Genomic DNA, 22,134 nt, shown 5'->3' with positions numbered 1-22,134 from the left:
ACGAATAACAGCTGACACGAAGGAGAAGACATGACGACTGCTTCACGATTTGTGATCGGCGAGAGCGACGGATGGCTTGTGAGCCACCGCGCGAATTCGGCGCTCCCCGGCTATCTCATCGTCGCGTCCAAAGGATTGGCCAATGACCTCTTCGATTTACCCGATAGCGCGCTACGCGAGATCGGCCCGCTGCTGGCGCTGTCTCAAGCGACCCTGAAACGAGAACTAGGCGCTCCACGCGTCTATATCGGCCGATATGGCCATATTCCCGGGCTTGCCTTTCATTTCCATGTCATCCCCATCTACGATTGGGTGGAGAAACTGTTCTGGCAAGATGGCCGATATCGTATCCTCGAACAATTGGCGGAGGGGGAGGGGGAGACCGGAACGGACGGGGCGGAACTAACCCTATTCGTCTGGCGGGAGTTCTGCGAACGCCGGCGGGCGCCTCCGATCGAGGGACCGAGCGTTTCTAAGACCATCGCTCTCCTGCGCGAGACGATGGGGTATCCCCTGCGGGCCATCGAGTCTGGCTAACCGACAATTTCCTTGACTAATGGGCCTGGTTAGCGTGCTATATCGCACGAGACGGACGAAATGCTTCGCTTCTCCTGCCCAAATTTGGCGCCGTCTAAATATCGGATTTTCAAAGAGAATTTTTCCATCGAGAAGCTATAGCAGGGTTAGCTTCCATGAGCCATACAGTATAGATGGAAGCTTACGAGGCATGGAAACGCGTTGCTCCGCGAGCGGCGATTTCGCTCCCGGGTTGGGGTAAAATAGCTTGCGGACGGGCATTTTTTGTCAGCTTTTGGATAAATTTCCGCCCAGATTCGCCAATCACCAAATAGCTCGGACCGATAAAACTCCTGGGAGTTCGTGCTTGCTCGCTACCATGCCTCCAGTTGCGGCCGGCGAGTGGTAGGCCAACGGCGAGAGATCGGACGATGAATGCGATCGGCCGGGACCGAGTTTGGCCAATGTACCTCAAACCAAGCTCCTTTCGCGTCCACCGCGGACGGGCTCCTCGATCGGCGCCGATCCCCAGATCGCATTACAAAATTGTAAGGGTGCTATTCATTTTCGGTTAAGTCTGGATCGGTCATCAAGGTCATGCGTGAACACGCAGCATCAACCCCCAATGCTTACGAGGTTTAACATGAAAAGCCTGCTTCTCTCTTCCGTGATCGCCCTGGCATCCGTTGTCGCCGTCAGCGCTCCCTCTCAGGCAGCTCCATTCCATCGTCATCACCACGATTGCTTCGTGAAAACCGTGAAGCATAAGGTTCATGGCCACTGGGTCATTCGCAAGGAACGCGTCTGCCGGTAATCCACGGCCCGGATCCGAGGCGCCGGCAATCACCGACGGTCAATGGAACGGCCATGGCTGAAAGATTGGCTCTGGCCGTCCCATTTGCTGAAAATGACATATCATGCCGCCCACTCGGTAACGCTCGAGCCCTGGTTCAAGGGCATATTACAATCGTGGATATGCTGGAAGCCGAGCAACCATCCGTCATGAAACCCTCGATATGGTAGCGCCGTCGCCGATATTTGCTCGAAGCAATGCCATGAGCGCGGGACCAAGTGAAAATTCACCCCGCGTCGCCTTGGAAGTAAGATCTCGCAGATACGCGCCAGCCGAATTGATATGCCCAGATCGCTCGAGGATGCACGCCATCGTCGCGGCGGCGTTTTCCGGCCCCATTATCTCGCAAGCATCCTGATAGGCCGAAGCACCGACGCCCAGCATCGATCGCACGACGACAGCCGCGGACATCAGGTCCCGCCAGTTGTTGATACCGCCCGTCGGTCCATAAGAGCTTATTTCTGGGCATGCCTTCAGCACGAGGCTTAACGGAAAGATCCGCATCGGTTCTTTCCGCGACCTGTCTCTTTCGATGGACCTCGTTTCCAGCTTTGCTCGAAAGCTTGGTTCAAGTTCATTAAGGGATTCGGGATTTGAACACTGTATGTGCTGCTCATACTGGGCATCATTGGTGCTATAATTTTCAATTTTTTGCTGCGTTTCCAAAAGGTTGATGATCTCGCGGCGAAGAAGCTCCATGTCTTCGAGGATGCAGACGATCTCGCGGATCGTCGGTGAACGAGGAATGCGGGCGACAATGGCGTTGTAGCTGTCCTCGATCAGCGACCAGTCGCCACCGATGCCTTCCCCGCAGGCCGCCGCGATCAATTTGCGGACGTCGCGCCGGCAGATCGTCAGGCTTTCCTTGGCGCGGCGTAGCGCCATCCGTTCCGCCACGACCTGCTGGGCCATGATTGCGAGTTCCTCCGCGCGCGCCAGCAGCGGTGAGACATCGAAGCCGAATGCGTTTTCGATCTCGCCCGTCCTGCCTTTTCTCGCATAGCGCTTACCGTTGGCGCTATCCTTTCTGACGATCAAGCCAGCCTCGACGAGAAGCGCGAGGTGCCGGCGAAGCGTGGCGCCCGCGATGCCGTGAGCGCGCAAGGTCAGCTGCGCGTTGGATGGAAAGACAACAAGCTGGGCGTCCTGGCGGAGCTCGTTTTCGGGATGGAAGCTCAACAGGGCGTCAAGCACGGCAAGGCTGCGATCCTGCAATCCGAGTTTTTGCCGCGCTTCGGATACGTCTCGAAAGACTTTCCATTTATCGACCGACTTGCCGGGTTCGATCCTGTTCACGGCGATCTGTCGCCGAAGCAGGGCAAGCGTCATTGGCCGCCGCCCAAAAGGCGTCGTTACACTTCCATTCTGCATTTTCCTCACCTTCAAGAGGCAAAAGAAATACGATCACCAAAAACGGTGCCAAAGACTCTTGACTGGGATTCGAGGAAATGCGATTCTTCAGTTGCTACATTGAAGAGAAGGCTTCCACGACGGCAACGTTTGGGGGCCTTTTTTCTTTTGCTAGGTTTCCTTTCCAATCAGAAAACCCTGACAGCTGTCAGGGTTTGCGTTTGTCTCTCGAACGAGTGAAACGCTCGACAAGGTCGGGCAGCTCCTCCTCGACAAATCTTACGAATTCCGTACCCAATTTGCCCTCGGCGGAGATTCGAACCTCCCGGGGCGAGGTCATGAACACACCAAGCCTGGCTCCCGATCCATCGGAAATCGCGATCTGGGTGTTGCGCCCTTCGGGCGAAGGCTTGATCGCCTTCAATGCCACCTGAAATCGCTGGTCCGAGGTTTCATCGGCGTCATTGACGTCGGAGAGAGCGGCGCGCACGACTTCAAGGGCATTGGGGGCCGCGGATATTGTCTTGGCCAACTCCAGCCAACGCGGTCGACCAACCTTCGGAGCCCTGCCAATCGCTTCGATGATATCCGCCGGGATCGTGCGATAGACGCTCCGCATTCGCGCGAGCTCCGCGTCCTCGATGGAAAGAGCCGCGTAGATATGGCGTGCCTTGATGCCAGCATCGTCCATGCGCGAGGCGAACAAGGCGCGTTCAATCCATGTCAGATCTTGACGACTCGCGTTTTCAATACCCTGGGCCAGCACCAGGTCGAGATCGGATATCTCGACCTCTATGGCACGCACGGCGCGGCCGAGCTCGAGGGCGGCCCGCCATCTGCGATGGCCATAGACAACCTGATACCGATCGCTCGAGGTGGGGTGCCGTCGAACCTGGATCGGAACCTTCTGGCCTTCCTCCTCGATGGAGCGCTTGAATCTCTCGAAATCACCCGGATCGTCGTCGGGCAGGCGATCCGGATAGGGCGAGGCATCGATCACATGTGGATCGAGATCCTGGATCCAGCCTTCGCCGGATTCGACAATGGCACGCAGTCGATCGCGCTCCGCGCGAATATCGCCGATCGCGCGATGCGCCGCGCCGATCACTCCGGCACCGACGCGTCCAGGCTGCGCGGGGACAGGGCTAGAAGGCGACGGTTCTGGCGTGCTCTCGCCGCTTTCCAATTCGGCCGAAAGCAGGCCGAAACTGGCGACGATGGATCGTCTCGGGCTCTTGCTCATTCACGCCCCCAACTTGCATTGATGAGATGAACGATGGCTTCGTTGACGGCGTCGACGGCCTCGCGGGCGCGCTTGTGCGTGTCTCGGCCGATCTGCCCCATCTCGAGTTCGTAGAGGGAACGCTTGGCGAGCCCCGCGGCCTCGACCGCGGTGCTCTCGATCGCCGTCGGCAAGAGAACATCGGTACCGAAGAGATGACGCAGCATCGCGACAACTTGCGATTGCGGCGCATCATTCGGGTCGTGGCGCGTGATCAGATAGCGGATGAAATCCTGGTCGAGCTGCGCGCCGCTTTCGTCGAGCACGCTGATCAGGTCGCCCATCATGAGCAGGAACTGGCTCATCGATGCCACGTCCAGCATGGCCGGATGCACCGTGATGATCATGCTCGTGGCGGCGTAGATGGCGCTAAGGGTCAGAAATCCGAGCGACGGTGGCGTGTCGAGGATGACGATGTCGTAATCCTCCTCGACCTCGGCAAGCGCGAGCTTCAGGCGCTCGAAGAAGATAGCGCCGGAGCCGGACCTTTGGGCGAGAACCCGCGGCGTCTCGTGCTCGTACTCCATGACTTCCAGGTTGCCCGGAATGAGATCGATGCCGTCAAAATAGGTTTTGCGGATGATTTCGCGGATCGAGCGCCTCTCGGTCGCCTCGTATCTGAGCGCCGCATAGATGGTTTCATTGGCGCCGACATCGATTTCCGGCTGGGCGCCGAACATGGCCGAAAGCGAGGCCTGCGGATCAAGGTCGAGCGCCAGCACGCGATAGCCATGCAGCGCGAGATAATGCGCGAGGTGAACGCAAGTGGTCGTCTTGGCGCTGCCACCCTTGAAGTTGGCGATCGCCATCACCTGCAGATGTTCGCCTGGCCGGCGCCGAGGCAGGAAGCGAAGGGCTTCCGCCGGCTTCTGCTTGGCGAACAGCTCCCGCAATTCGTTGATCTGGGCAAGCGTGTAGACGCGGTGATTGTTCTCCAACCTGCTCGGGGTGGGGCCTCGGCCCTCGCTCGACATCAGCTTCAGGGTCGAATCCGGGATCGAGGTCAGCTTGGATACTTCATTGGTCAGGAACTGGCGCAGCATCTTCTCGGATTTCGGCGGATACATCCGCGTTCTGAGCTGCTGGAGCTGACCAGACAGCACAGTCGCATGGCGCGCGATCTTGCTGCCTGCGTTTTCCTTTGAAGGAGCTATAGTCTCCGTGCGGTTCGCTATCGCCATTTGTCCCTCTTGGCGGCCTGTCGCCGGTTTGCCGACCTTTGCCCGCCAGAAGGTAGAACACGATTCTGTCAGGCCGTCCAGAGATTAACGGTTAATGACCGGTTAACGTGTGACAGCCAGGACCTCGGTCTTTGCTATTTAATGCACTGCTTTTCTTCGATTTTCCGCGGTAAGTCGCCGAAGACGATCGCAGCGATGACTCACACCTTTTGATGGCAAGGTGCGGCCACCGTCGATCGTCCGACGCATATCCGGCTAAGATTAGCGACGAGAATCACTCTACCGGCGTGGGTGAGTCGCCCTCGTTGGCGCCGGCTTGACGACTTTGTTGTGAAGGAGCCGGTATTTGCTGCCCATGGCCGAAGCCCAGCCTGCTCACTTCGGACGCCACCCTTTTCCCGCCGAGATCATCGCCCATGCAGGGTGGCTTGGTTACCGTTTTCTGTTTAGCTTTTCGCGATGTTGAAGACCTGCCGGCCGAGCGCGGCATCGACGTTTCATTCCAGACCGTCACAGAATGGCGGCGAAGCTCGGTCTAGAATTCGCTCAGCAGCTGCCAGAGCAAGACCGTAACGATCAAGCTTCCGTCGAGCCGCTAGCTCTTGGAACCGATAGATGCTTTCGCGCCGGAAGCATTAAACGCCATAAATCGCCCGAACGATATCTCGTGGAAAGGCTCCCATGCAGCCTTCAACCGCCGTGTTGGACATGATCGCCGCCGAAATGCCTTCCAAGGGATCGATGAACCAACTGTGTCCATAAACGCCGCCCCAGCTTACCGATCCCTTCGCCATTGGAACCTCCGCCAAGACGGGATCCCGGATCACCGCACCCAAAAAAGAGAATCCTTCTCCTGGTTTGCCCGGGCGCGGGATGTCGCCAATCTGGTTGAGAAGCGCCGCCCTTGCGGTCTCCGCCTTCAAGATGGGCGCGCCGCCGCCGCGAATGGCTTCGAGGAAGGTGATTAGATCCGGCGCCGTGCCCACCATGCCCGCTCCGCCGGATTGGAAAGCCTTCGGATTGAATAGCCTCGTCGGCGCAAAGGTAAGCAGGTTGCCGCTATCATCCGGAACCAAATGGCGATCGCTCATTCTGACGGCCGTCGGAGTGGCATCGGCGTAGGGCGTGGCAAGTCGCTCCGGATCGCTCACCGAAAAACCGGTGTCGCTCATGCCCAGCGGTCCCGTTACATGACGACGCACCGCCTCTTCCAGGCTGCAAGCCTCGATCCGTGCTATGACCGCTCCAAGAACGTCAATGGCGATCGAGTAAGACCAAAGTTTGCCCGGTGCGGCCAGCAGCGGAAAGGTCGACAGTCGAGTGAAGTTCTCCTCGAAGTCGAGATCCGTATCGGCGAGGCCAGCGTTGAACATTCGTTCGGGCGGTGTTGTCTTGGGATCCGCTCCATAACCGAGACCCGCCGTGTGAGTAAGCAGGTGCTGGATGGTTATATCGGCGATCTCTCCATCTGGCTGCCGGGGTCGGAAATAGGGGAGATAATCTCGGGCGAGGTCGCTAAGCGCCAGCCTGCCCTTGTCGACAAGAGCCAGGGCCGTCGCCGCCACGAGCGGCTTGGTCACGGAAGCGAGACGGAATATCGTCCGCGTATCCGTGGCTTTTTGGGTTTCTCGATCGGCATAACCAGCAGCGCGGCTATAGACGGTCTCTCCGCTTTTGACGACGATCACGACAGTGCCGACGATCTTGCCGGACGTGATCGCCTTTTCGATAACCGCGTCGATCCCTGTCTTCATCGCAACCATCCTCCCCGTGCTCCCGAATAAGCGGTCGTAGAACCGCATATTCCAGCTTGGTTCGCAAGGCGGCGCGGCGCCGATTGCGTCGTGTCGAGCTACAAGCGAAGCCGGATACCGGGACCTAGACGATCAATCGAGCCGCCGGGCCGTTCTTCCGCACGGCATTGTTGTAATAGCTGGCGGCCTGCGCGACTGACTGACTTATGCAGGGACCGCTGCATCGCCTCCCGTTGGGGTATGCCTCTTCGGCCGCCTCGGTCGGATAAGCCGAGCGCGGGCCGTGTGCCGGGAGCGCCTCTGGATCGAGGCCCGCTTGGCTGTGACGCGTTCTTCACAAAAGCACATGTGATCCGCGGATCATCGCCAGTTTCGCTCCAAGGCCATCAATACCTGGCGGTAATCGCTTCGCCGATCAAGGCGTGAAATTCAGGGCGAACTACTATCGCGTCTCAAGCACGGTTAAGACGGCGCCACCTTTCGACACCGCCTCCGTCGAAACATCGCGCGAATATCCGTTGTGGACGAATCATCGCCATCCCTTGTCGAAGGCCGAGTCGGCTCTACTTTGCGAATCATCAATGATTTGTGGGGGTTAGTGATTTTGAGTTATGATTGGAGCGGCGTCAGGACCCGGCGCATCAAGGCGATCAAGATGGCGGTTTCCGTGGGGATCGCCTTGGCGATTCTCGGCACTCCGACGATGCTTTGGCTGCATGGTTCGTTTTGACCACCAAGGCGCTTGAACCGTCCGCGGACGACGCCGAGCAGGTTCATGTCTAGCGCCTTTCGGACAATGGGGTTGGAATGCATAATCCCATTCTTGGCGATGAGAGCGGTCGCTTTCATCGCGGAATGCCGATGCGTTAGGCCTTTAACTCGATTACCAGTCGGCCTGCGAGCCGTGGAATTCCAGATTCTTCGATACATGATCGATGAAACGGGCCAACAGCGGGCTCGCATGTTCGCGATGCCAGCAGATCCCAACCGGCCATCTTGATTCCGGTCCGGAGAGAGACTGTTTGTGGCTGGACCCCGCCAATGCTTGCACGCCACGCCAAGGCAGGAATGCTGCGCCCAGGCCGGCGGAAACGATGGCATGCACGGTCAGTATGTCGTCGGCATATTGGGCGATGCGAGGTTCGAAACCGGCAAGCGAACACCAGCGCCTGATCTGATCATCCAGTCCCGGTCCGCGCGATGGCGAAAGCGCCACGAAGCCAAGCTCGTTCAACTCCGCCAGCCGATCCTGGGCCGGTATTGTCACCCCGCTTGGAAGCACCAGGGCCAAGTGCTCTTCGATAATGGGCATGAAGGCCAGGCCGCTATCCTCCTCCGGCGCCCGGCAGAAGCCGATATCAAGCCTGCCGTCGAGCAGGCGCTGATGCTGTTCCCGCGATGGCAGATCGTTGAGCGTGATGCTGCAATCGGGCGTCGTCGCACGAAAGCCGGCGATCAGCCGCGGCGCCACGACGAGAGTCGATATTCCAAATCCGATATCGAGGTATCCGGTAAGGCCGGCCATGGCGCGATGCATCTTCCGGTCGACATCGTCGTTCAATTGAAGAAGCGGGCGTGCTTCGCGCCGCAGAAGTTCTCCGAGAGGCGTCAGTTTGGCGCCATGGCGGCCACGCTCGAACAATGCTCCGCCGATCGCGGCTTCCATGGCTTGAATCTGCTTGGTCAAGGTCGATTGGGTGACGAACAGTTTCGCCGAAGCCTTGCCGTAGTGGCCGGTGTCGATCAATTGAACGAAGGATCGGAGGAGCTTTATTTCCATTCTGTCCAGGAATAATTTTAATCGATAAAGTCATTTTACGAAAGAGAAGCCGCATGGTCAAATTGCTTCATAGCGAAAGGAGCAATCGACATGGCGTTCAAGATTTCATCCGTGCAGTTTCAGCATCGGGCCAATGACAAGGCCTTTAATCTCTCGCGCGTGGAGCATTTCACGGAAGAAGCCGTGCAGGCCGGCAACCAGTTCGTCGTCTTTCCCGAGATGTGCATCTGCGGATATTGGCACGTTCCCAAGCTCGACGGTCCAGCGCTGCATGCGCTGGCGGAGCCGCTCTCCGGTCCTTCGATCAGCCGGGTAGCCGCGCTCGCGCGTAAGAAGGGCATCGCGATCGGCGCGGGCTTCCTGGAGTTGGGAGAAGACAGAAAGCTCTATAACAGTTACGCGGTCTGCATGCCGGATGGCGACGTCCATTGCCATCGCAAGCTGCATGCCTGGGAGCATCGCCTCATTTCCAGCGGCGATGCCTTCACGGTCTTCGATACACCTTGGGGAATTCGCGCCGGCATCCTGATCTGCTGGGACAATAATCTGATCGAGAACGCGCGGGCGACCGCGCTGCTCGGCGCCGAACTCTTGATCGCGCCGCATCAGGCTGGCGGCGGGCATTCGGTTAGTCCGCACGGGCTGAAGCGGATACCGGTCGAAAAATGGATCAATCGCCACGAAGATCCGGAGGCGATCGAGGCCGAATTTCGAGGACCAAACGGTCGGGAATGGTTCATGCGCTGGCTGCCGTCGCGCGCCCACGACAATGGAATGTTCCTCGTCTTCAGCAATGGCGTCGGACAGGATGAAGACGAAGTGCGCACCGGCAACGCCATGATCCTCGATCCCTATGGTCGGATCCTGGCCGAAACCTGGGCGGCCGCCGATGCGAGGGTGAGCGCTGAAATCGATCCGGCCCTGCTCGACAAGTGCACGGGCCAGCGCTGGATAAGAGGCCGCCGCCCGGAACTCTATGGTATCCTGACGCAACCCAACGCCAGCGGTCTCGCCCCAATGGACGCGCGTTACTCGGAAGCGTCTACCCGCACCAGCGGGCAGGGTTGATTTCCAAATCCTGGCCGTTGTTTATTTACCCGTCGTTCCTTCGAGATCGGCATAGACGAGATAGCGAAGCGGTCCCGAGGCCACGGCGTCGAACGGAAAGCAGGTCGCCAGCACGAGATGGGCGCCGCGCGCGTCGGGGTCGATCTCTGCTTCATCCCAGCGAGCAACGGCCATGCGGGTCACGCGGAAAGTGAAGGTCCGACCATCACCGCGTGAGATGCGGATACGGTCGTTCTCCCTGATCTGTCTCAGGAAGCTAAAGTGGGTATCGCGGTGCGCCGCATAAACCGCCGTACCCTCTTCGCCCGCCCGCGGGGTATTGTCGAGATGGCCGGGGCCGAAGGCAAGCGCCAGGCCGCTTGCGCCCTTCAGCGCGATGGCGGAAGCGCCAAGGCGTGGAACTTCAATACGCGCCACCGGCCAGGTGTCAGCCCAGCTCCACGGCTTGACCGGTGCGCCTGATACCACGCTCTCGGTGAATGCGCGCTCCAAGAGAAGCTGCGCCAGGGCCGCCTTGGCGTAGATCCATCCTCCCTGTGCGGCGAGGAAGAGACCGGCGGCGATGAGAATGCCGGCCGCGAAAGTCAGGAGGGAGCGCGCTGGCGCGCTCCCGATGGTCTGGAGGCGAGTGGCGGCGATCATGCCCGGCTCCTTCGTGACGCCAGGATCAGCAACGAAGCTCCACAAAGAAGGGCAAGCAATCCCTGGAGAATGAGAAGCATTCCGGGCGTTGCGGTCTGCGGCAGCGGAACGCTGGCCTGAGCCGGCGTGGAGATGGGTTCAAGCTCCGCATCGGCACCCCGCGACTTGTCGGCTGTCTGCCGATGCCTGCTGTCAGCCTTCGCATCCCGCGCCGCACCGATGCCGAGGAGCTTGTCGTAATCCCAGCCCGCGGGAAGCTGCAATGGAATGTCGGCCTGTGTCAGCGGCGCGTTTGCCGGGCGCAGACGCTTCGTATCGACAGCGACGAGACTTGTGAGGCGCGTGACCAGATGATGGTCGAGTGCCAATTGCAGGATACGCTTGTCGGCATCGGCCTGCGTGATCTTGCCGAGCGTGAGATTGACCTCGGCGTCATCGATCTGGCGGCGAGCCCAGATCTTCGAGATGCCCTTGGCATTGCTTGCCTGGTCGAGCGGCAGGGAGATCGTCCACGCACGGTCACCGATCTCGCCGCTGACGGTCAGGGTTCCGGCTGCCTTTCCCATGCGGGCCGCCAGAACCAGCGGTTCGCCATGGTAGATGTCGGGCAGGAGGTTGGGTGACAGGTTGACATCCTTTTGCGAAAAGGCAGCCGCGACGTCGGTGACAGCCGGGTTCTCCAGCTTGTCGAAGAGGGCACGCATGCGTTCGTTCACTTCGGCGACCGAGCCGATGTGGGTGAAGCTGCCGCGACCGAGTTCGGCGGCGCGGCTCATCAGGTACGTGTTCGGCGCCGAGCCGATGCCGACCATGAAGATGCGAGAGCGTCCACGCGATTTCGCGATCGCATCGAGAAGCTGCTGCTCGTTGTTGACCTCGCCGTCCGTCAGGAACACGACCTGGCGCAATCCGCTAGCCTGGTGGCTGTCGTCGAGCGCTGCTTGAAGCGGTGGCAGCATTTCCGTTCCGCCGGCGGCTTCCAGGCCGGTGACGAAGCGGCGGGCCGAGGCAATATTCTCAGCCGTCGCCATGACCGAATCGGAGAAGAATTTGGTTATCGTGTTGTCGAAGCGAATGACGTTGAAGCGATCGCTCGGCTCGAGCCGAGACAGGGCATAATCGAGGCTCGCCCTTGCCTGTTCGATCGAGGTGCCGCCCATCGAGCCGGAATTGTCGATGACGAAGACCACTTCGCGGCCGGCCTTTCGCGGCGTCGCCACCGCCGGCGGCATCACATAGGCAAGCACATAATCATCCTGGCCGACATGTTCGCGGAAGAGGCCGACGCTCGGCATATTGCTCGCGACCGCGCTCCATTCGAGCACGAAGTCGCGATCGGCGGTCGCGTCGCCATCTAGGACGATCCGGCGCTCGGCGTCGGTGACTTTGTCGATCTTGACCGCGTGATAGAGGCTTTTGACGTCGTCGAGTGGGAAGCCGGCGTTGAGATTGACCTTGAGGGTGACAGGGTTGGCGCGATCGCTGCCAGGAGCCATCAAGGGTGCCGAGATGGATTTGTCGCTGACCTCACGCGATGAGCGCTGTTTGGACTGACCCCAGCCGGCCTTCAGATCCGCCTGCTGCGTGATGGGCGATGCGTCTTGCGGGCTGTAGCGCGGTGCGACGACGAGCGGCACTCGCAGGGAGAAGCGACCGTCCGCCAGGCGGACCGACTGCTGATATTCGATCTGCACGACGATTTTTTCATGCGGGCCGATATTTGCGACCGCATTGGTGAAGACATTCGGGCGCTGCTGTTCGACCAGGGACGCCTTCTTTCCTTCTTTGCGCGCTTTCTCGTATATGGCACGCGCAGCCTGCTTCTCCTTGATATCGGCGACAACGACCCGGTTGCCGACGATCATCTTCAGGGAATAGACGGCGCTGTCTTCCGGAAGTGGAAATACGTAGAGGGCTTCGACCCATTTGTCGGTCGTGTTCTCGAAGGCTTGCGTGAGCACCGCGCGTGCCGTCGGTCCGTTGACGTCGAGATCGACATCGGTCGCAAGGCGGGGTGCCTCGATATATTTTCCCTCTTCCTTGGTCTGAAGAAGAAGGCTGCCCGTGCCCATTTCGTTCGGCGTGACGAAGGCTGCGGGTTGCGCGTGCGATTCCAGGGGATGCAGCAGCGCGAAAACGACGGCGAGCACCGGCAGCAGGATGGCATTGCTGAACCAGAGCAGCAGGCCGAATCTGATGAGGAAATTTTGTCGCTTCTGGTAGCGCGAGATGTTTGGCGAGGCTGACATGACAGGCTCCTTAATCGCTGGTGGAATGACTGAAGCCATTGTGAACAAAGGCTATTTTCTCGCCAGCGTAAGCTTTGCCCTGTTTCGTCCGCATCTTGCCGCAGACGGTCTTGCCGGTTACGGCCATGTGTGGAATTGTGAAGAAATTACGCAATCAGGAAACGAGTGAATGGTCCAGGGCGACCCCTATTTGTCCGACAGCCAGAACAGCGCCGTGGCGGCGCGGGTTCGCGAGGAGATCGCCCGACGGCGCATTTCCAGGCAGCGTCTCGCCGATGATGCCCGCATCAGTCTTTCGACCTTGGAGAAGGCTCTTTCGGGCCACCGTCCTTTCACGCTGGCGACCCTCATTCGTCTGGAGCAGGCGATGGGCGTCGTGCTGCGGGAACCGGCAGGAACACAAGCACCTCTCGTCAACGACAGGCCCGGCCATGCCCCCGAGGAGCTTGGGGCCTATTCCCGCGCCTCGGTGTCATGGCTGGAAGGCACCTACCTGACGCTTCGTCCGTCCTTCGGCGATGCGAAGGCGATTTTCGCCTATTGCACCGAGATCGCCTGGGACGAAGACCGGACCTGCCTGAGCTTCCGCGAACACGAGCGCAGCGACGCCTCGTTTTCACAGCAGGGCTCGGTGTCGGTACCGCACCTGTCGGGGCATATCTATCTGGTGACGAATTCGTCGGGGCAGTATCGCATGGCGATATTGTCGAGACCCAGTATCACCGGCGAGATGTTCGGCTTGCTGACGACATTGCGCGCCGGGCAGGGCTCGCATCTCACACCCGTCTCGACGCCGCTCGCCCTCCTGCCGATGTCGGCTTTCGCGCAGCCGTCGCTCGGCCGCGTCCTGGCGGGCGATCAGAATCACCAGGCATACTCGGCCATCATGCATAGAATTACCGGAGAAAATTACGCCGGTTTCGTCGGGTAGCGACGCCCTTAGCGGGCGTCGTGAAAGATGATGCCGACAGTGTGGCGCATGCCTGAGCGGACCCGGCTTACCCCGTGCCTGAGATTGACACGGTAGTTCCCCTTGGTTCCCCGCACGGGCCGATTATGGACTGCGAAGGCGACGGCATCACCTTGTCGAAGCGGCACGACGTCCACGCGGCTTTGCATGCGCGGCCGCTGTTCGGTCAGGACAAACTCACCACCGGTGAAATCCCGCCCCGGCTCGGACAGCAGAATGGCCACCTGGATTGGGAAAGCAAGTTCGCCGTAGAGGTCCTGATGCAGGCAGTTGAAGTCTCCGGGCACATATCGAAGCAGCAGCGGCGTCGGACGCCGCTGACCGACCTCGTGGCATCGCCTCAGGAAGGCGGCATGCTCCTCGGGATAGCGTTCCTCAACCCCCATACGTTCATTCCACCGGTTTGCGATATCGGCGAGATGAGGATAGAGCGCAGTACGCAATCCACCGAGAAGCCCCGGCAGCGGATAGTTGAAATAGCGATATTCGCCTCTTCCGAAACCGTGGCGCGCCATGATGATGTGGCTGCGGAAATGACGCTCCTCGGGATAAAGGCCGGAAATTGCGTCGCATTCATCGGGTGCGAGAAGCTTCGGAAGGACGGCGCAGCCGAAGCCGTCAAGTTCTCCCGCCAGCGACGTCCAGTCGTAGGCGTCGACCCGGGCCGAGATGGGGCTTTCCGTGAAGGCAGGCGCGGAAGTGGATATCGATGCGTTCATGTTCAGGTCCTCGGTCTGGGCGGGCTTTGGAGGCCCCGCGGATGCCGCAATAGCGCGAAGTCTAGTGTCCAAGCTGGGGCCGTTGCCACCCGATTTCCGATGAGCAATTCACACGAATGAGCCTCACCGGTTACATTGCGATACAATCGAGCCGCTTCCTGAAATTTTGCAGATACAATTCCGGGCGATCTTGCTGCGAGATCATCCATCAGGCAGGAGGCCAGAATGAAATTTGCGTTCCTCGGTGCATTTGCCGTCTCAAGCCTTGCCGTCGGCATCGCCGCTTCGCAATCGGCGGGTTCCGCAACGCCGCCGGAAAATGCCTCACCGATCTATGGTGTGACCATACCGGAAGGCTACAGGGACTGGAAATTCATCGCGCCCGCGCAGGAGGCTCCGCCGCTCGATGAACTTCGCGCCGTGCTGGGCAATGATATCGCCGTTGACGCCTACAAGAAGGGCACGCTGCCTTTCCCGGATGGCTCGGTCCTCGTCAAGCTGGCCTACAAGCGCAAGCAATCGACGGAGTTCGCGCCGGCGACCGTGCCGGGAGCGCCGACGACGGTTCAGGTCATGGTGAAGGATTCCAAGAAATATCCCGATAGCCACGGTTGGGGTTTCGGGCGGTTCGTCGATGGCAAGCCGGTCGATATCGCTCAACATGAAACCTGTCTGAGCTGCCATGTCGGTAACGTTAGGGATCACGACTACGTCTTCACGCGCTATGCGCCGTAAGGTGCGCTAACGCGATTAAGTGGAATTTGCCGGCCTGATCTCATCATACGCGGCCGGCCGGCTATCCATGGTTCTCCTCCCGCCGGGATAGCCGCCTTATCGACAAGCGAGCGCCGCTCGCAGCAAGCAGCCGTCGAGCCGCTTCCATCATCATGAAAGACGACTTTCACAAGTCCGCGCAATCTCTATGGTGCCGCCTCGGGAGAGGTCTCCAAAATTCTTCTTCGCCGGCGAACTGGGCGGAATTCGGAATCCGGCGTGCATTTTGTCGGTGGCAAAGTCAAAGCGCGGATTCTGTATTCCATTGTAGCCTCGGTCGATCCGGACACGGAAGGATACAATTTGGCTGGGTGGAGGACACAACCGAGATACACGCCGAAAGCAAAACTTCGCGGCATTCAACAAGCCTCCCAAACTTTTGGAGATCCTGACGTCGCCTTTATCTTTCTCAATGAACAGACGCAGCTGGACCGAGCGTTGCTATGGCAACCTGATCTACTTCAACGAAACCGACAATGGCGGGCATTTTGCGGCATTGGAGCAGCCGACGATTTTCACCAACGAAGTCAGGGCGGCATTCCGCTCACTACGTTAAGCTGACAAGGCGTTTGACGTGGTGAAGGCACCCGCGGGCAAGCGATGCCCGACGCTTGCCCGCGGAAGAGGGGGAAGCGTATAGCCTTCCCCCTCGCCGGCCGATAACGGATGCTGGCTGATTTGATCCAGCCGGTTTTCGCTGGATCGCTAAGTCCTTACGCAAAAGCGCTTCGGCGTCCAGAAAGCGAACCCACACCCATCAGGCCGGCCAGGATGACCGGGATGCACACCAGATAGGCGGTGCGAATGCCGGCGTGTTCGGCAATGAATCCAAGCAAGGGCGGAGCCAGGAAGAAGACGACAAAGGACATCTGCCCGAGGGCCGCGACGTTGACATGGGCCGGGCGGTCAGTGCGCTGGGCGGCGGCCGAGACCACAAGCGGATAGACCGCGCTGCAGCCGGCGCCCATGAAGGCAAATCCCAGAAGCGCGACGTTGGGGTGAGGTGCGAGCCAGACGGCGCAAAGCCCGGTTATCGCCAGGAGCATCAGGGAAAGCGCGACGGAGCGGGAGCCGTAGCGATCGACGAACCCGTCGGCAAACAATCGCGTCAGTGCCATGAAGAAGGTGAACAGCGTCAGGCCGAGGCCGCCGACGAAGGGCTCGACGTGAAAGACGTCGCGCATGTAGATCGCCGACCAGTCGATGCCAGCACCCTCGACCAGGAATGCCGCGATGCCGATGACGCAGAGCGGCAAAAGGCCGAGCGTCGGCAACGCGATGTGATGGGTCTCGACATGATCCTCGGTCGGACGGGCCGGCGCGTTGCGCATGCCAGAGATGGTGATCGAGCCTACGATGAGGACGAAGATAAATGTCAGACCGAGATGCACGTGCATCGGCACGCCTTCCTGCCGGATCACGGACGACACGAGTGCCGTCACAAAGAAACCGAGGCTCCAGAACCCGTGCGCCCGACTCATCACGCCGCGACCGAGCTGGGCCTCGATGCGATCGATCTCGACGTTGAGATTGATTTCGAGCGCGCCTGCCAGCAATCCCTCGCAGAAGAGGACAGCGAAGACTAGCGGAGCCCAGCCCATCCACGGCACGAGCGCGAGGGAAGCGGAGGTTCCGAGCACGGTGATGAATGCCGTCTTGCGCGCGCCGAGGCGTGCGACGATCGGGGAGGCGAAGGTGAGTGATATGAGCGCGCCGATCGCCGCGCCGATCAATGTCAGGCCGAGCTCGGATTTGTCGATCCGCAAGGCATCCTGCAGATCGGGAAGGCGCGAAAGCATCGCGCCCATCGAGACCGCGAAGAGGAAGAAGCAGACATAAATTCGCTGCTGCGGTTCAAGACGCATTTCGGCGCTCCAGGGAATCTGAACACGAGGGATGGAAAGGGTCTATCCGAAAGCAACCTGCGCTGGCAATACGAAGTCCCTTAATTCATCGGACAAATTAGACGTGCCGGTCAATTTCGGTAAGTGCGCGCGACCGATCAGAAACAAGACCCGCGACTGGACAAAAAAATTTGTCGACCTAACTCAGCCGGCGGGACACGCATAAATCGCATCGCTCTCATTTTTCATCCTTCGTCAACGGATCAGGAAACGGCAGACCAGATGTGGGATTAGCACCGCTCACGAGGCCGGCGGGTCAGACGTCGCAAACGGATTTGAACAGCTACAGGCTGATACCGCTCGCCAGTTGCCCGATTCTAGGCAGCAGCGCGGAATCGGGACTGCCGTCCGGCGTCGTTTTTTCCGGCCGGTCCTTTGACGCGGCAAGCGACAACGCCCTATCCTGCTGCGGTCGCTACAACCTGAGGAACAGCCTGCATCAGGGCGTAGCCGCGATTGGCGATGACGGACATCTGATGTTTGCCGTCAACAGCTGGGTGAGCGGGCAGCGCTGCACGGTCATGGGTGCCTTCGATCCCATGGGCAAGCCTGTCGCGCTGACCAAACCCAGCAGGATTTGCTTGGAAAATATTTCCAGTCGCCCGAGCGTCCCATCGTTCTCGATTCAAAGGCGAAAAGCGACATCGGCTTCAAGACGAATGGGCTCAATCCGAACGTTGGCGTCTATGTCGGCAACAAGACGATCACCTTACGTCAAGGCACGGTCGTCGGATGGTAAGACCGAAGGCAGCGCCACGATCACGACTGATTTCAATGGCAAGGTTCAGGATCAACTTTACGAGCTGTCGGCCAAGGGTAACAATTCGTCCCTGAGTGGCAGCTATGAACGCAGAGGCACCCAGACAGCGGAGAGCCTGAAAGCATCATGGGACAAATGGTCCTTGGAGGGCAAGCATTCCCGGGATGGGACAAGCAGGAACCGCGAGCTCAATCTTTCCTATCGCGCCACGGACAAGATAACGATCAAGGCCTCCTGGAGGCCGGACGTGAAGCCGCCATCCACGCCTCCGCGCATAACCAACTATTCGATCTTTCTCGGCCACCAACCCCAATCCGCCGCCGACCCCTCCCAACTATAGCAACTACATGATCACGCTCGAAATCAAACTGCCCTGAGCAAGGCTGTTTCAATTGAGTTGAGCCGTCCGCCGCGAAAGACCGCGGACGGCTTGATTTTAGCGGGCAGGGCATCGAGAAACTTCGATGCCTGATACGGCGGCAAGTGGATTGATCACGCGCCACAATTTGCCGGCAGCGACGACGGCTTGCGTGTGCCAATCAACACCAGCATCAGGCCGGCGGCGGCCAGCAGACCTCCGGCGATCGAGACCGCCGCATAGCCGAAACCAAGGCTGATGACGGCGGCACCCGTTGCGGCCCCAAGGGCATTACCAAGATTGAAGGCTCCGACATTGATGGAGGAGGCAAGGCCAGGCGCTTCCGCCGCCGCTTCCATGACGCGCATCTGCACGGGCGGGACGATCGCGAACGCAGCCCCGCCCCAGAGAAGCAGGCCGATGGCGGCTCCCGCGTGGGTGATCATCGCCAATGGCAGCGCGAACATGATGGCGGCGAGCAGGGCCAGGAAGATCTTGGTCGCGCCGTCGAGCGACCAGTCAGCCAGCCGACCGCCAAGCCAGTTGCCGATCGTGAAGCCGATGCCGATCAGCACCAGTCCTAGGGTCACGAAGCTGTTGGAGGCGCCGGTGAGTTCGGTAAGCGTGGGAGCGACATAGGTGTATAGCGAGAACATCGCGCCCGCGCCCATGACGGTGGTCGCCATGGCGATGAGGACCGTAGGATGGGTGAGCACGGCCAGTTCCCGCCTGACATCAGGCATCGCACCGCGCTCGCCTTTCGGAAGAGCGACCCAAAGCGCGGCGATTGCGGCGACACCGATCATAGCCGTCCCAGCGAAGGCCATGCGCCAGCCGATCGCCTGACCGACCCAGGTCGCGGCCGGCACGCCGCCGATATTGGCGATCGTCAGCCCCATGAACATGGCGGCAACCGCGCTAGCCTGCTTTTCCTTCGGTACCACGCTTGCGGCCACGACGGCACCCAGGCCGAAGAAGGCGCCATGGTTGAGGCTGGTGACGAGCCGGGCAAGCAGCAGCGTGAAGTAGCCCGGCGCCATCGCCGACATGAGGTTGCCGATCGTGAAGATGCCCATCAGCAGCATCAGCGCCGTGCGCTTGCCGAAACGGCTGAAGGCGAGCGTCATGAAGGGGGCGCCGACCATGACGCCGATCGCATAGGCACTGATGAGGAGGCCGGCGGTCGGGATCGAGACATCGACCCCTTTGGCGATGACCGGAAGAAGGCCCATCGGCGAAAACTCGGTCGTGCCGATGCCGAAGGCGCCGATCGCAAGCGCGAGAAGCGCCCATCGGGCGTGGGAGGATGTTTGAGCCTTTTCGGCCGTCGAAATCTTGGCGTCCATGTTGAAACTCCTTAGGCATCCCATTGGGGCGCGAGGCCGGGCGGGCTGACGATGCGGCCATCCGGGCGGGCGAGAGCGGCGATGGCGATCATATCCGCCTCGTCGAGATTGAAGTCGAAGATCGCGATGTTCTCCTTGACGCGCTCGGGATTGGCGGTCTTGGAAAGCGCGATGTGGCCCTGCTGGATCAGCCAGCGTAGCCCGACCTGCGCGGCGCTCTTGCCGTATCTGGCGCCGATCCGCTGGAGCACCGGCTCCTTCGGCAAAGCGCCGTCGGCCATGCCGTAATAGGCGGTGACCGCAAGACCGCTTGCCCTTGCGGCTGCGACGAGCGCGTGCTGGGGCAGATAGGGATGGATCTCGACCTGATTGGTCACGATCGGCGTGCTGGAAAGTCTGACCGATTCCCGCATCTGCTGGATATTCTGGTTGCTGACGCCGACGAAGCTAGTCTTGCCGGCGGCCTTGACAGCGTTCAGCATTTCGATCTGGTCGGCGACCGGCACCTTGTCGCCCGGCCAGTGCAGCAGCAGGAGATCGACACGGTCGGTCTTCAGCTTGTCTAGGCTTTCGTCGACCGAAGCGGCGAACTTCTCCTTGCTGTAATTGTCTACCCAGACCTTGGTGGTCAGGAAGAGGTCGTCCCGTCTTGCGCCAGCCGTTTGCAAGGCACTGCCGAGCGCTGCCTCGTTCTGATAGATCTGCGCCGTATCGAAATGACGGAAGCCGGCTTCGAGCGCGGCGGGTATGACGCGTTCCACTTCCGCATCCGACATTCGGAAGACGCCAAAGCCGAGCGCGGGAATTGTAGCGCCATGCGCGGTCACGGTGAACATCGAAAACTCCTTTTTGAAAATCTCGACGGCCTTGGCCGCCTTGAATGGATGCCGCGCCGGAATTGAAGGCGCGATTTCTTCGACCTATGAAATAGAGAGAGCATGCGTCCTTGATAATCCGGTAGCTTTTCACATTATTTGTGAAACCAAATCAAAGATGGTGTTCCATGGACAATCGCGTCGGCGAGATGCAGGTATTTCTTCGCGTGGTGGAAGCAGGCAGTTTTTCCGAAGCGGCGCGCCTGCTGCGCATGACGCCGTCGACCGTCAGCAAACTGATCTCCCGCATCGAATCCAGGCTCGGCGTTCGGCTTGTCGAGCGCTCGACACGACGGCTGTCGCTGACCCTCGAGGGGCGGATCTATTATGAGCGCAGCCAGGCCCTGCTGCATGATCTCGACGAGGTCGAGCAGGAGTTGGCGCAGGGCGCGACGACGACGGGCGGCACGGTACGGGTCAACATTTCCGTTGCCTTGGGCGTGCTTGGGCTTGAACCGCTCTTGCCGGAATTTTGGCGGACCTACCCCAATGTCGTCGTCGATCTCTCGCTGTCGGATGAAATCGTCGATCTTTATCTCGACCGCACCGACGTTGCTTTTCGGGTCGGGGCCTTGCCGGCGTCAGGCATGATAGCGCGCCGTATCGGCATTGCCCGCCGCAAGATCGTTGCCGCGCCCAGCTATCTCGATCGCTTTGGAATACCGCTGACCGTCGATGATCTCTCGCGGCACAATTGCCTGGGGTTCAATTTCCGCCGTCTCGCGCCCGTCTGGCCGGTGAGGGAAAGCGGCCGCATCGTCGATCGGGCCATGACGAGTTCGCTGCTCGCCAACAATGGCGAAACCGTCCGGCGCATGGCGCTGGCGGGTGTGGGGCTCGCCCGCATGGGGGACTATCACGTCCGTGCCGACATTGCGGCTGGCCGTCTCATCGAGGTGCTCGCCGATGTCGTCGAGCCGGATGAGGAGCAGATCCATGCGGTCTTTCTCGGCGGCGCGCGCATGCCGCAGCGCGTGCGCGTCTTCCTCGATTTCGTCGTGCCGCGCCTCCGGCAATTCCTTGACGAGGCAGCCTGAGCGGCCTTGGCGGGACTTAATCCCGACCATGTTGACCATGTTCTGCGCCGGCAACCCGCCACCAAGACGTCGGCGGGCAGGGATCACTGCAAGAGCCGGGGTATCGCGCCGGTTCGAGGCTGGATCGACAGATTTTCGTCTTCCCGATCGGTCTCGAGCCGCTGCAGGATCGGGCAATGTGGGCGATGGTCGCCCTGGCAGGAATTAACGAGCATGGTGAGTGTGTGCTCCATGTCCTGCAGGTCGGCGATCTTTTTTTTCAGCGCTTCGATATGTCCCTGAGCCAGGCGCTTGACCTCGGCGCTCTGCCGGGTTTCGTCTCGCCAGAGTTCCAAAAGCTCGCTGATTTCGGCAACGGCGAAGCCGAGATCGCGTGCCCGGCGGATGAAGCGCAGCATGTGCACGTCGTTATCCGAATAGTCGCGATAGCCCGATGCCGTCCTGCCGGCGGCCGGAATGAGGCCGGTCTCCTCGTAATAGCGGATCATCTTGGCCGAAACGCCGGATGCCTTTGCCGCTTGTCCGATATTCATGAAGCTTCTCCAATGACAGGCACCGCCTGATGTCGCCGATGGCAGGTGGGCCTTCCAACCATGGGAAGGTCAATAGCATATTTTTCGCTAGGGGACACTTGACCTTACCACGGTTGGAACCTCCACCTTGAGCACCATGAGATCAAAACCCATGAGAATTCTCGATGGGCCCGCGGTCAAGGT

Annotated in this window: 21 protein-coding genes and 3 pseudogenes; 10 read left to right on the top strand and 14 right to left on the bottom strand. The window is 60.1% G+C overall.

The window, feature by feature from the left end:
• Positions 1–30: 30 nt before the first annotated feature.
• Complete coding sequence (locus I8E17_RS29785) at positions 31–537, top strand: HIT family protein (protein ID WP_113366233.1); 507 nt, start codon at positions 31–33, stop codon at positions 535–537.
• Positions 538–1,159: 622 nt separating this feature from the next.
• Positions 1,160–1,330: a hypothetical protein gene (locus I8E17_RS29780; protein ID WP_173004651.1), complete on the top strand. Its 171-nt coding sequence runs from the start codon at positions 1,160–1,162 to the stop codon at positions 1,328–1,330.
• A 186-nt stretch (positions 1,331–1,516) separates the two neighbouring features.
• Here the strand turns inward: I8E17_RS29780 and repC are convergent, their stop codons facing one another.
• From repC to repA, 3 genes are all read right to left on the bottom strand, one after another.
• Positions 1,517–2,740, bottom strand: a complete 1,224-nt coding sequence (repC, locus tag I8E17_RS29775; RefSeq protein ID WP_113366234.1) for a plasmid replication protein RepC — start codon at positions 2,738–2,740, stop codon at positions 1,517–1,519.
• Positions 2,741–2,927: 187 nt separating this feature from the next.
• Positions 2,928–3,962, bottom strand: a complete 1,035-nt coding sequence (gene repB, locus I8E17_RS29770; RefSeq protein WP_113366235.1) for a plasmid partitioning protein RepB — start codon at positions 3,960–3,962, stop codon at positions 2,928–2,930.
• Positions 3,959–5,182 carry a plasmid partitioning protein RepA gene (repA, locus tag I8E17_RS29765; protein WP_069614999.1) on the bottom strand — a complete coding sequence of 408 codons (1,224 nt, stop codon included), beginning with the start codon at positions 5,180–5,182 and terminating at the stop codon, positions 3,959–3,961. The genes repB and repA overlap by 4 nt, the downstream gene beginning before the upstream one ends.
• Before the next feature lie 355 nt (positions 5,183–5,537).
• Here repA and I8E17_RS29760 point away from each other — a divergent pair.
• Positions 5,538–5,738, top strand: a pseudogene (locus I8E17_RS29760) (IS6 family transposase); the annotation flags it as partial.
• A gap of 79 nt (positions 5,739–5,817) precedes the next feature.
• Here the strand turns inward: I8E17_RS29760 and I8E17_RS29755 are convergent.
• The 4 genes and pseudogenes from I8E17_RS29755 to I8E17_RS29740 form a co-directional block, all read right to left on the bottom strand.
• A complete protein-coding gene (locus I8E17_RS29755) occupies positions 5,818–6,936 on the bottom strand; it encodes a serine hydrolase domain-containing protein (protein WP_113366302.1) in 1,119 nt (372 codons plus the stop codon).
• Positions 6,937–7,060: 124 nt separating this feature from the next.
• A pseudogene (locus I8E17_RS29750) lies at positions 7,061–7,279 on the bottom strand (integrase); the annotation flags it as partial.
• Between the two features lie 266 nt (positions 7,280–7,545).
• Positions 7,546–7,713, bottom strand: a complete 168-nt coding sequence (locus I8E17_RS29745) for a hypothetical protein (protein WP_156090777.1) — start codon at positions 7,711–7,713, stop codon at positions 7,546–7,548.
• Positions 7,714–7,819: 106 nt separating this feature from the next.
• Positions 7,820–8,716 (bottom strand): LysR family transcriptional regulator, encoded by an 897-nt coding sequence (locus tag I8E17_RS29740; protein WP_113366236.1) that lies wholly within the window; start codon positions 8,714–8,716, stop codon positions 7,820–7,822.
• Between the two features lie 90 nt (positions 8,717–8,806).
• Here I8E17_RS29740 and I8E17_RS29735 point away from each other — a divergent pair, with 90 nt between their 5' ends.
• Complete coding sequence (locus I8E17_RS29735) at positions 8,807–9,784, top strand: nitrilase family protein (protein WP_113366237.1); 978 nt, start codon at positions 8,807–8,809, stop codon at positions 9,782–9,784.
• Positions 9,785–9,805: 21 nt separating this feature from the next.
• Here I8E17_RS29735 and I8E17_RS29730 read toward each other — a convergent pair whose 3' ends face one another.
• Complete coding sequence (locus tag I8E17_RS29730; RefSeq protein WP_219511758.1) at positions 9,806–10,426, bottom strand: class GN sortase; 621 nt, start codon at positions 10,424–10,426, stop codon at positions 9,806–9,808.
• A complete protein-coding gene (locus I8E17_RS29725) occupies positions 10,423–12,675 on the bottom strand; it encodes a marine proteobacterial sortase target protein (RefSeq protein WP_113366239.1) in 2,253 nt (750 codons plus the stop codon). The genes I8E17_RS29730 and I8E17_RS29725 overlap by 4 nt, the downstream gene beginning before the upstream one ends.
• On the opposite strand from I8E17_RS29725, the gene I8E17_RS29720 reads away from it, so the two are divergent.
• Both I8E17_RS29720 and I8E17_RS29715 read left to right on the top strand, forming a co-directional pair.
• On the top strand, positions 12,674–12,844 hold the full coding sequence (locus I8E17_RS29720; protein ID WP_162750882.1) for a hypothetical protein: 171 nt from the start codon (positions 12,674–12,676) through the stop codon (positions 12,842–12,844). The genes I8E17_RS29725 and I8E17_RS29720 overlap by 2 nt on opposite strands.
• Positions 12,845–13,606, top strand: coding sequence for a helix-turn-helix transcriptional regulator (locus I8E17_RS29715; RefSeq protein WP_113366240.1), 762 nt, complete (start codon positions 12,845–12,847; stop codon positions 13,604–13,606).
• An 8-nt stretch (positions 13,607–13,614) separates the two neighbouring features.
• Here the strand turns inward: I8E17_RS29715 and I8E17_RS29710 are convergent, their stop codons facing one another.
• The gene (locus tag I8E17_RS29710) at positions 13,615–14,364 is read right to left on the bottom strand and encodes a 2OG-Fe(II) oxygenase (protein WP_113366241.1); all 750 of its coding nucleotides are present in this window, start codon (positions 14,362–14,364) and stop codon (positions 13,615–13,617) included.
• 225 nt (positions 14,365–14,589) lie between these two features.
• Here I8E17_RS29710 and I8E17_RS29705 point away from each other — a divergent pair, with 225 nt between their 5' ends.
• Complete coding sequence (locus tag I8E17_RS29705) at positions 14,590–15,099, top strand: cytochrome P460 family protein (protein ID WP_069615006.1); 510 nt, start codon at positions 14,590–14,592, stop codon at positions 15,097–15,099.
• A 460-nt stretch (positions 15,100–15,559) separates the two neighbouring features.
• Positions 15,560–15,694, top strand: a pseudogene (locus I8E17_RS29700) (epoxide hydrolase); the annotation flags it as partial.
• 157 nt (positions 15,695–15,851) lie between these two features.
• Here the strand turns inward: I8E17_RS29700 and I8E17_RS29695 are convergent.
• Positions 15,852–17,003, bottom strand: coding sequence for an MFS transporter (locus I8E17_RS29695; protein ID WP_069615007.1), 1,152 nt, complete (start codon positions 17,001–17,003; stop codon positions 15,852–15,854).
• 314 nt (positions 17,004–17,317) lie between these two features.
• On the opposite strand from I8E17_RS29695, the gene I8E17_RS29690 reads away from it, so the two are divergent.
• A complete protein-coding gene (locus tag I8E17_RS29690) occupies positions 17,318–18,142 on the top strand; it encodes a hypothetical protein (RefSeq protein WP_162750883.1) in 825 nt (274 codons plus the stop codon).
• Positions 18,143–18,294: 152 nt separating this feature from the next.
• Here the strand turns inward: I8E17_RS29690 and I8E17_RS29685 are convergent, their stop codons facing one another.
• On the bottom strand, positions 18,295–19,506 hold the full coding sequence (locus I8E17_RS29685; protein WP_069615009.1) for an MFS transporter: 1,212 nt from the start codon (positions 19,504–19,506) through the stop codon (positions 18,295–18,297).
• An 11-nt stretch (positions 19,507–19,517) separates the two neighbouring features.
• Positions 19,518–20,342 carry an aldo/keto reductase gene (locus I8E17_RS29680; RefSeq protein WP_069615010.1) on the bottom strand — a complete coding sequence of 275 codons (825 nt, stop codon included), beginning with the start codon at positions 20,340–20,342 and terminating at the stop codon, positions 19,518–19,520.
• A gap of 167 nt (positions 20,343–20,509) precedes the next feature.
• Here I8E17_RS29680 and I8E17_RS29675 point away from each other — a divergent pair, with 167 nt between their 5' ends.
• Positions 20,510–21,418, top strand: coding sequence for a LysR family transcriptional regulator (locus I8E17_RS29675; RefSeq protein WP_113366242.1), 909 nt, complete (start codon positions 20,510–20,512; stop codon positions 21,416–21,418).
• A gap of 83 nt (positions 21,419–21,501) precedes the next feature.
• Here I8E17_RS29675 and cueR read toward each other — a convergent pair whose 3' ends face one another.
• On the bottom strand, positions 21,502–21,951 hold the full coding sequence (cueR, locus tag I8E17_RS29670) for a Cu(I)-responsive transcriptional regulator (protein WP_113366243.1): 450 nt from the start codon (positions 21,949–21,951) through the stop codon (positions 21,502–21,504).
• Between the last annotated feature and the right edge of the window lie 183 nt (positions 21,952–22,134).

Source organism: Rhizobium sp. AB2/73, from assembly GCF_020871915.1.
GTDB classification, from domain to species: Bacteria; Pseudomonadota; Alphaproteobacteria; order Rhizobiales; family Rhizobiaceae; genus Rhizobium; species Rhizobium dioscoreae.
Note: the sequence above shows the minus strand (reverse complement) of the source record. Positions and strands in the feature narration are given on the sequence as shown.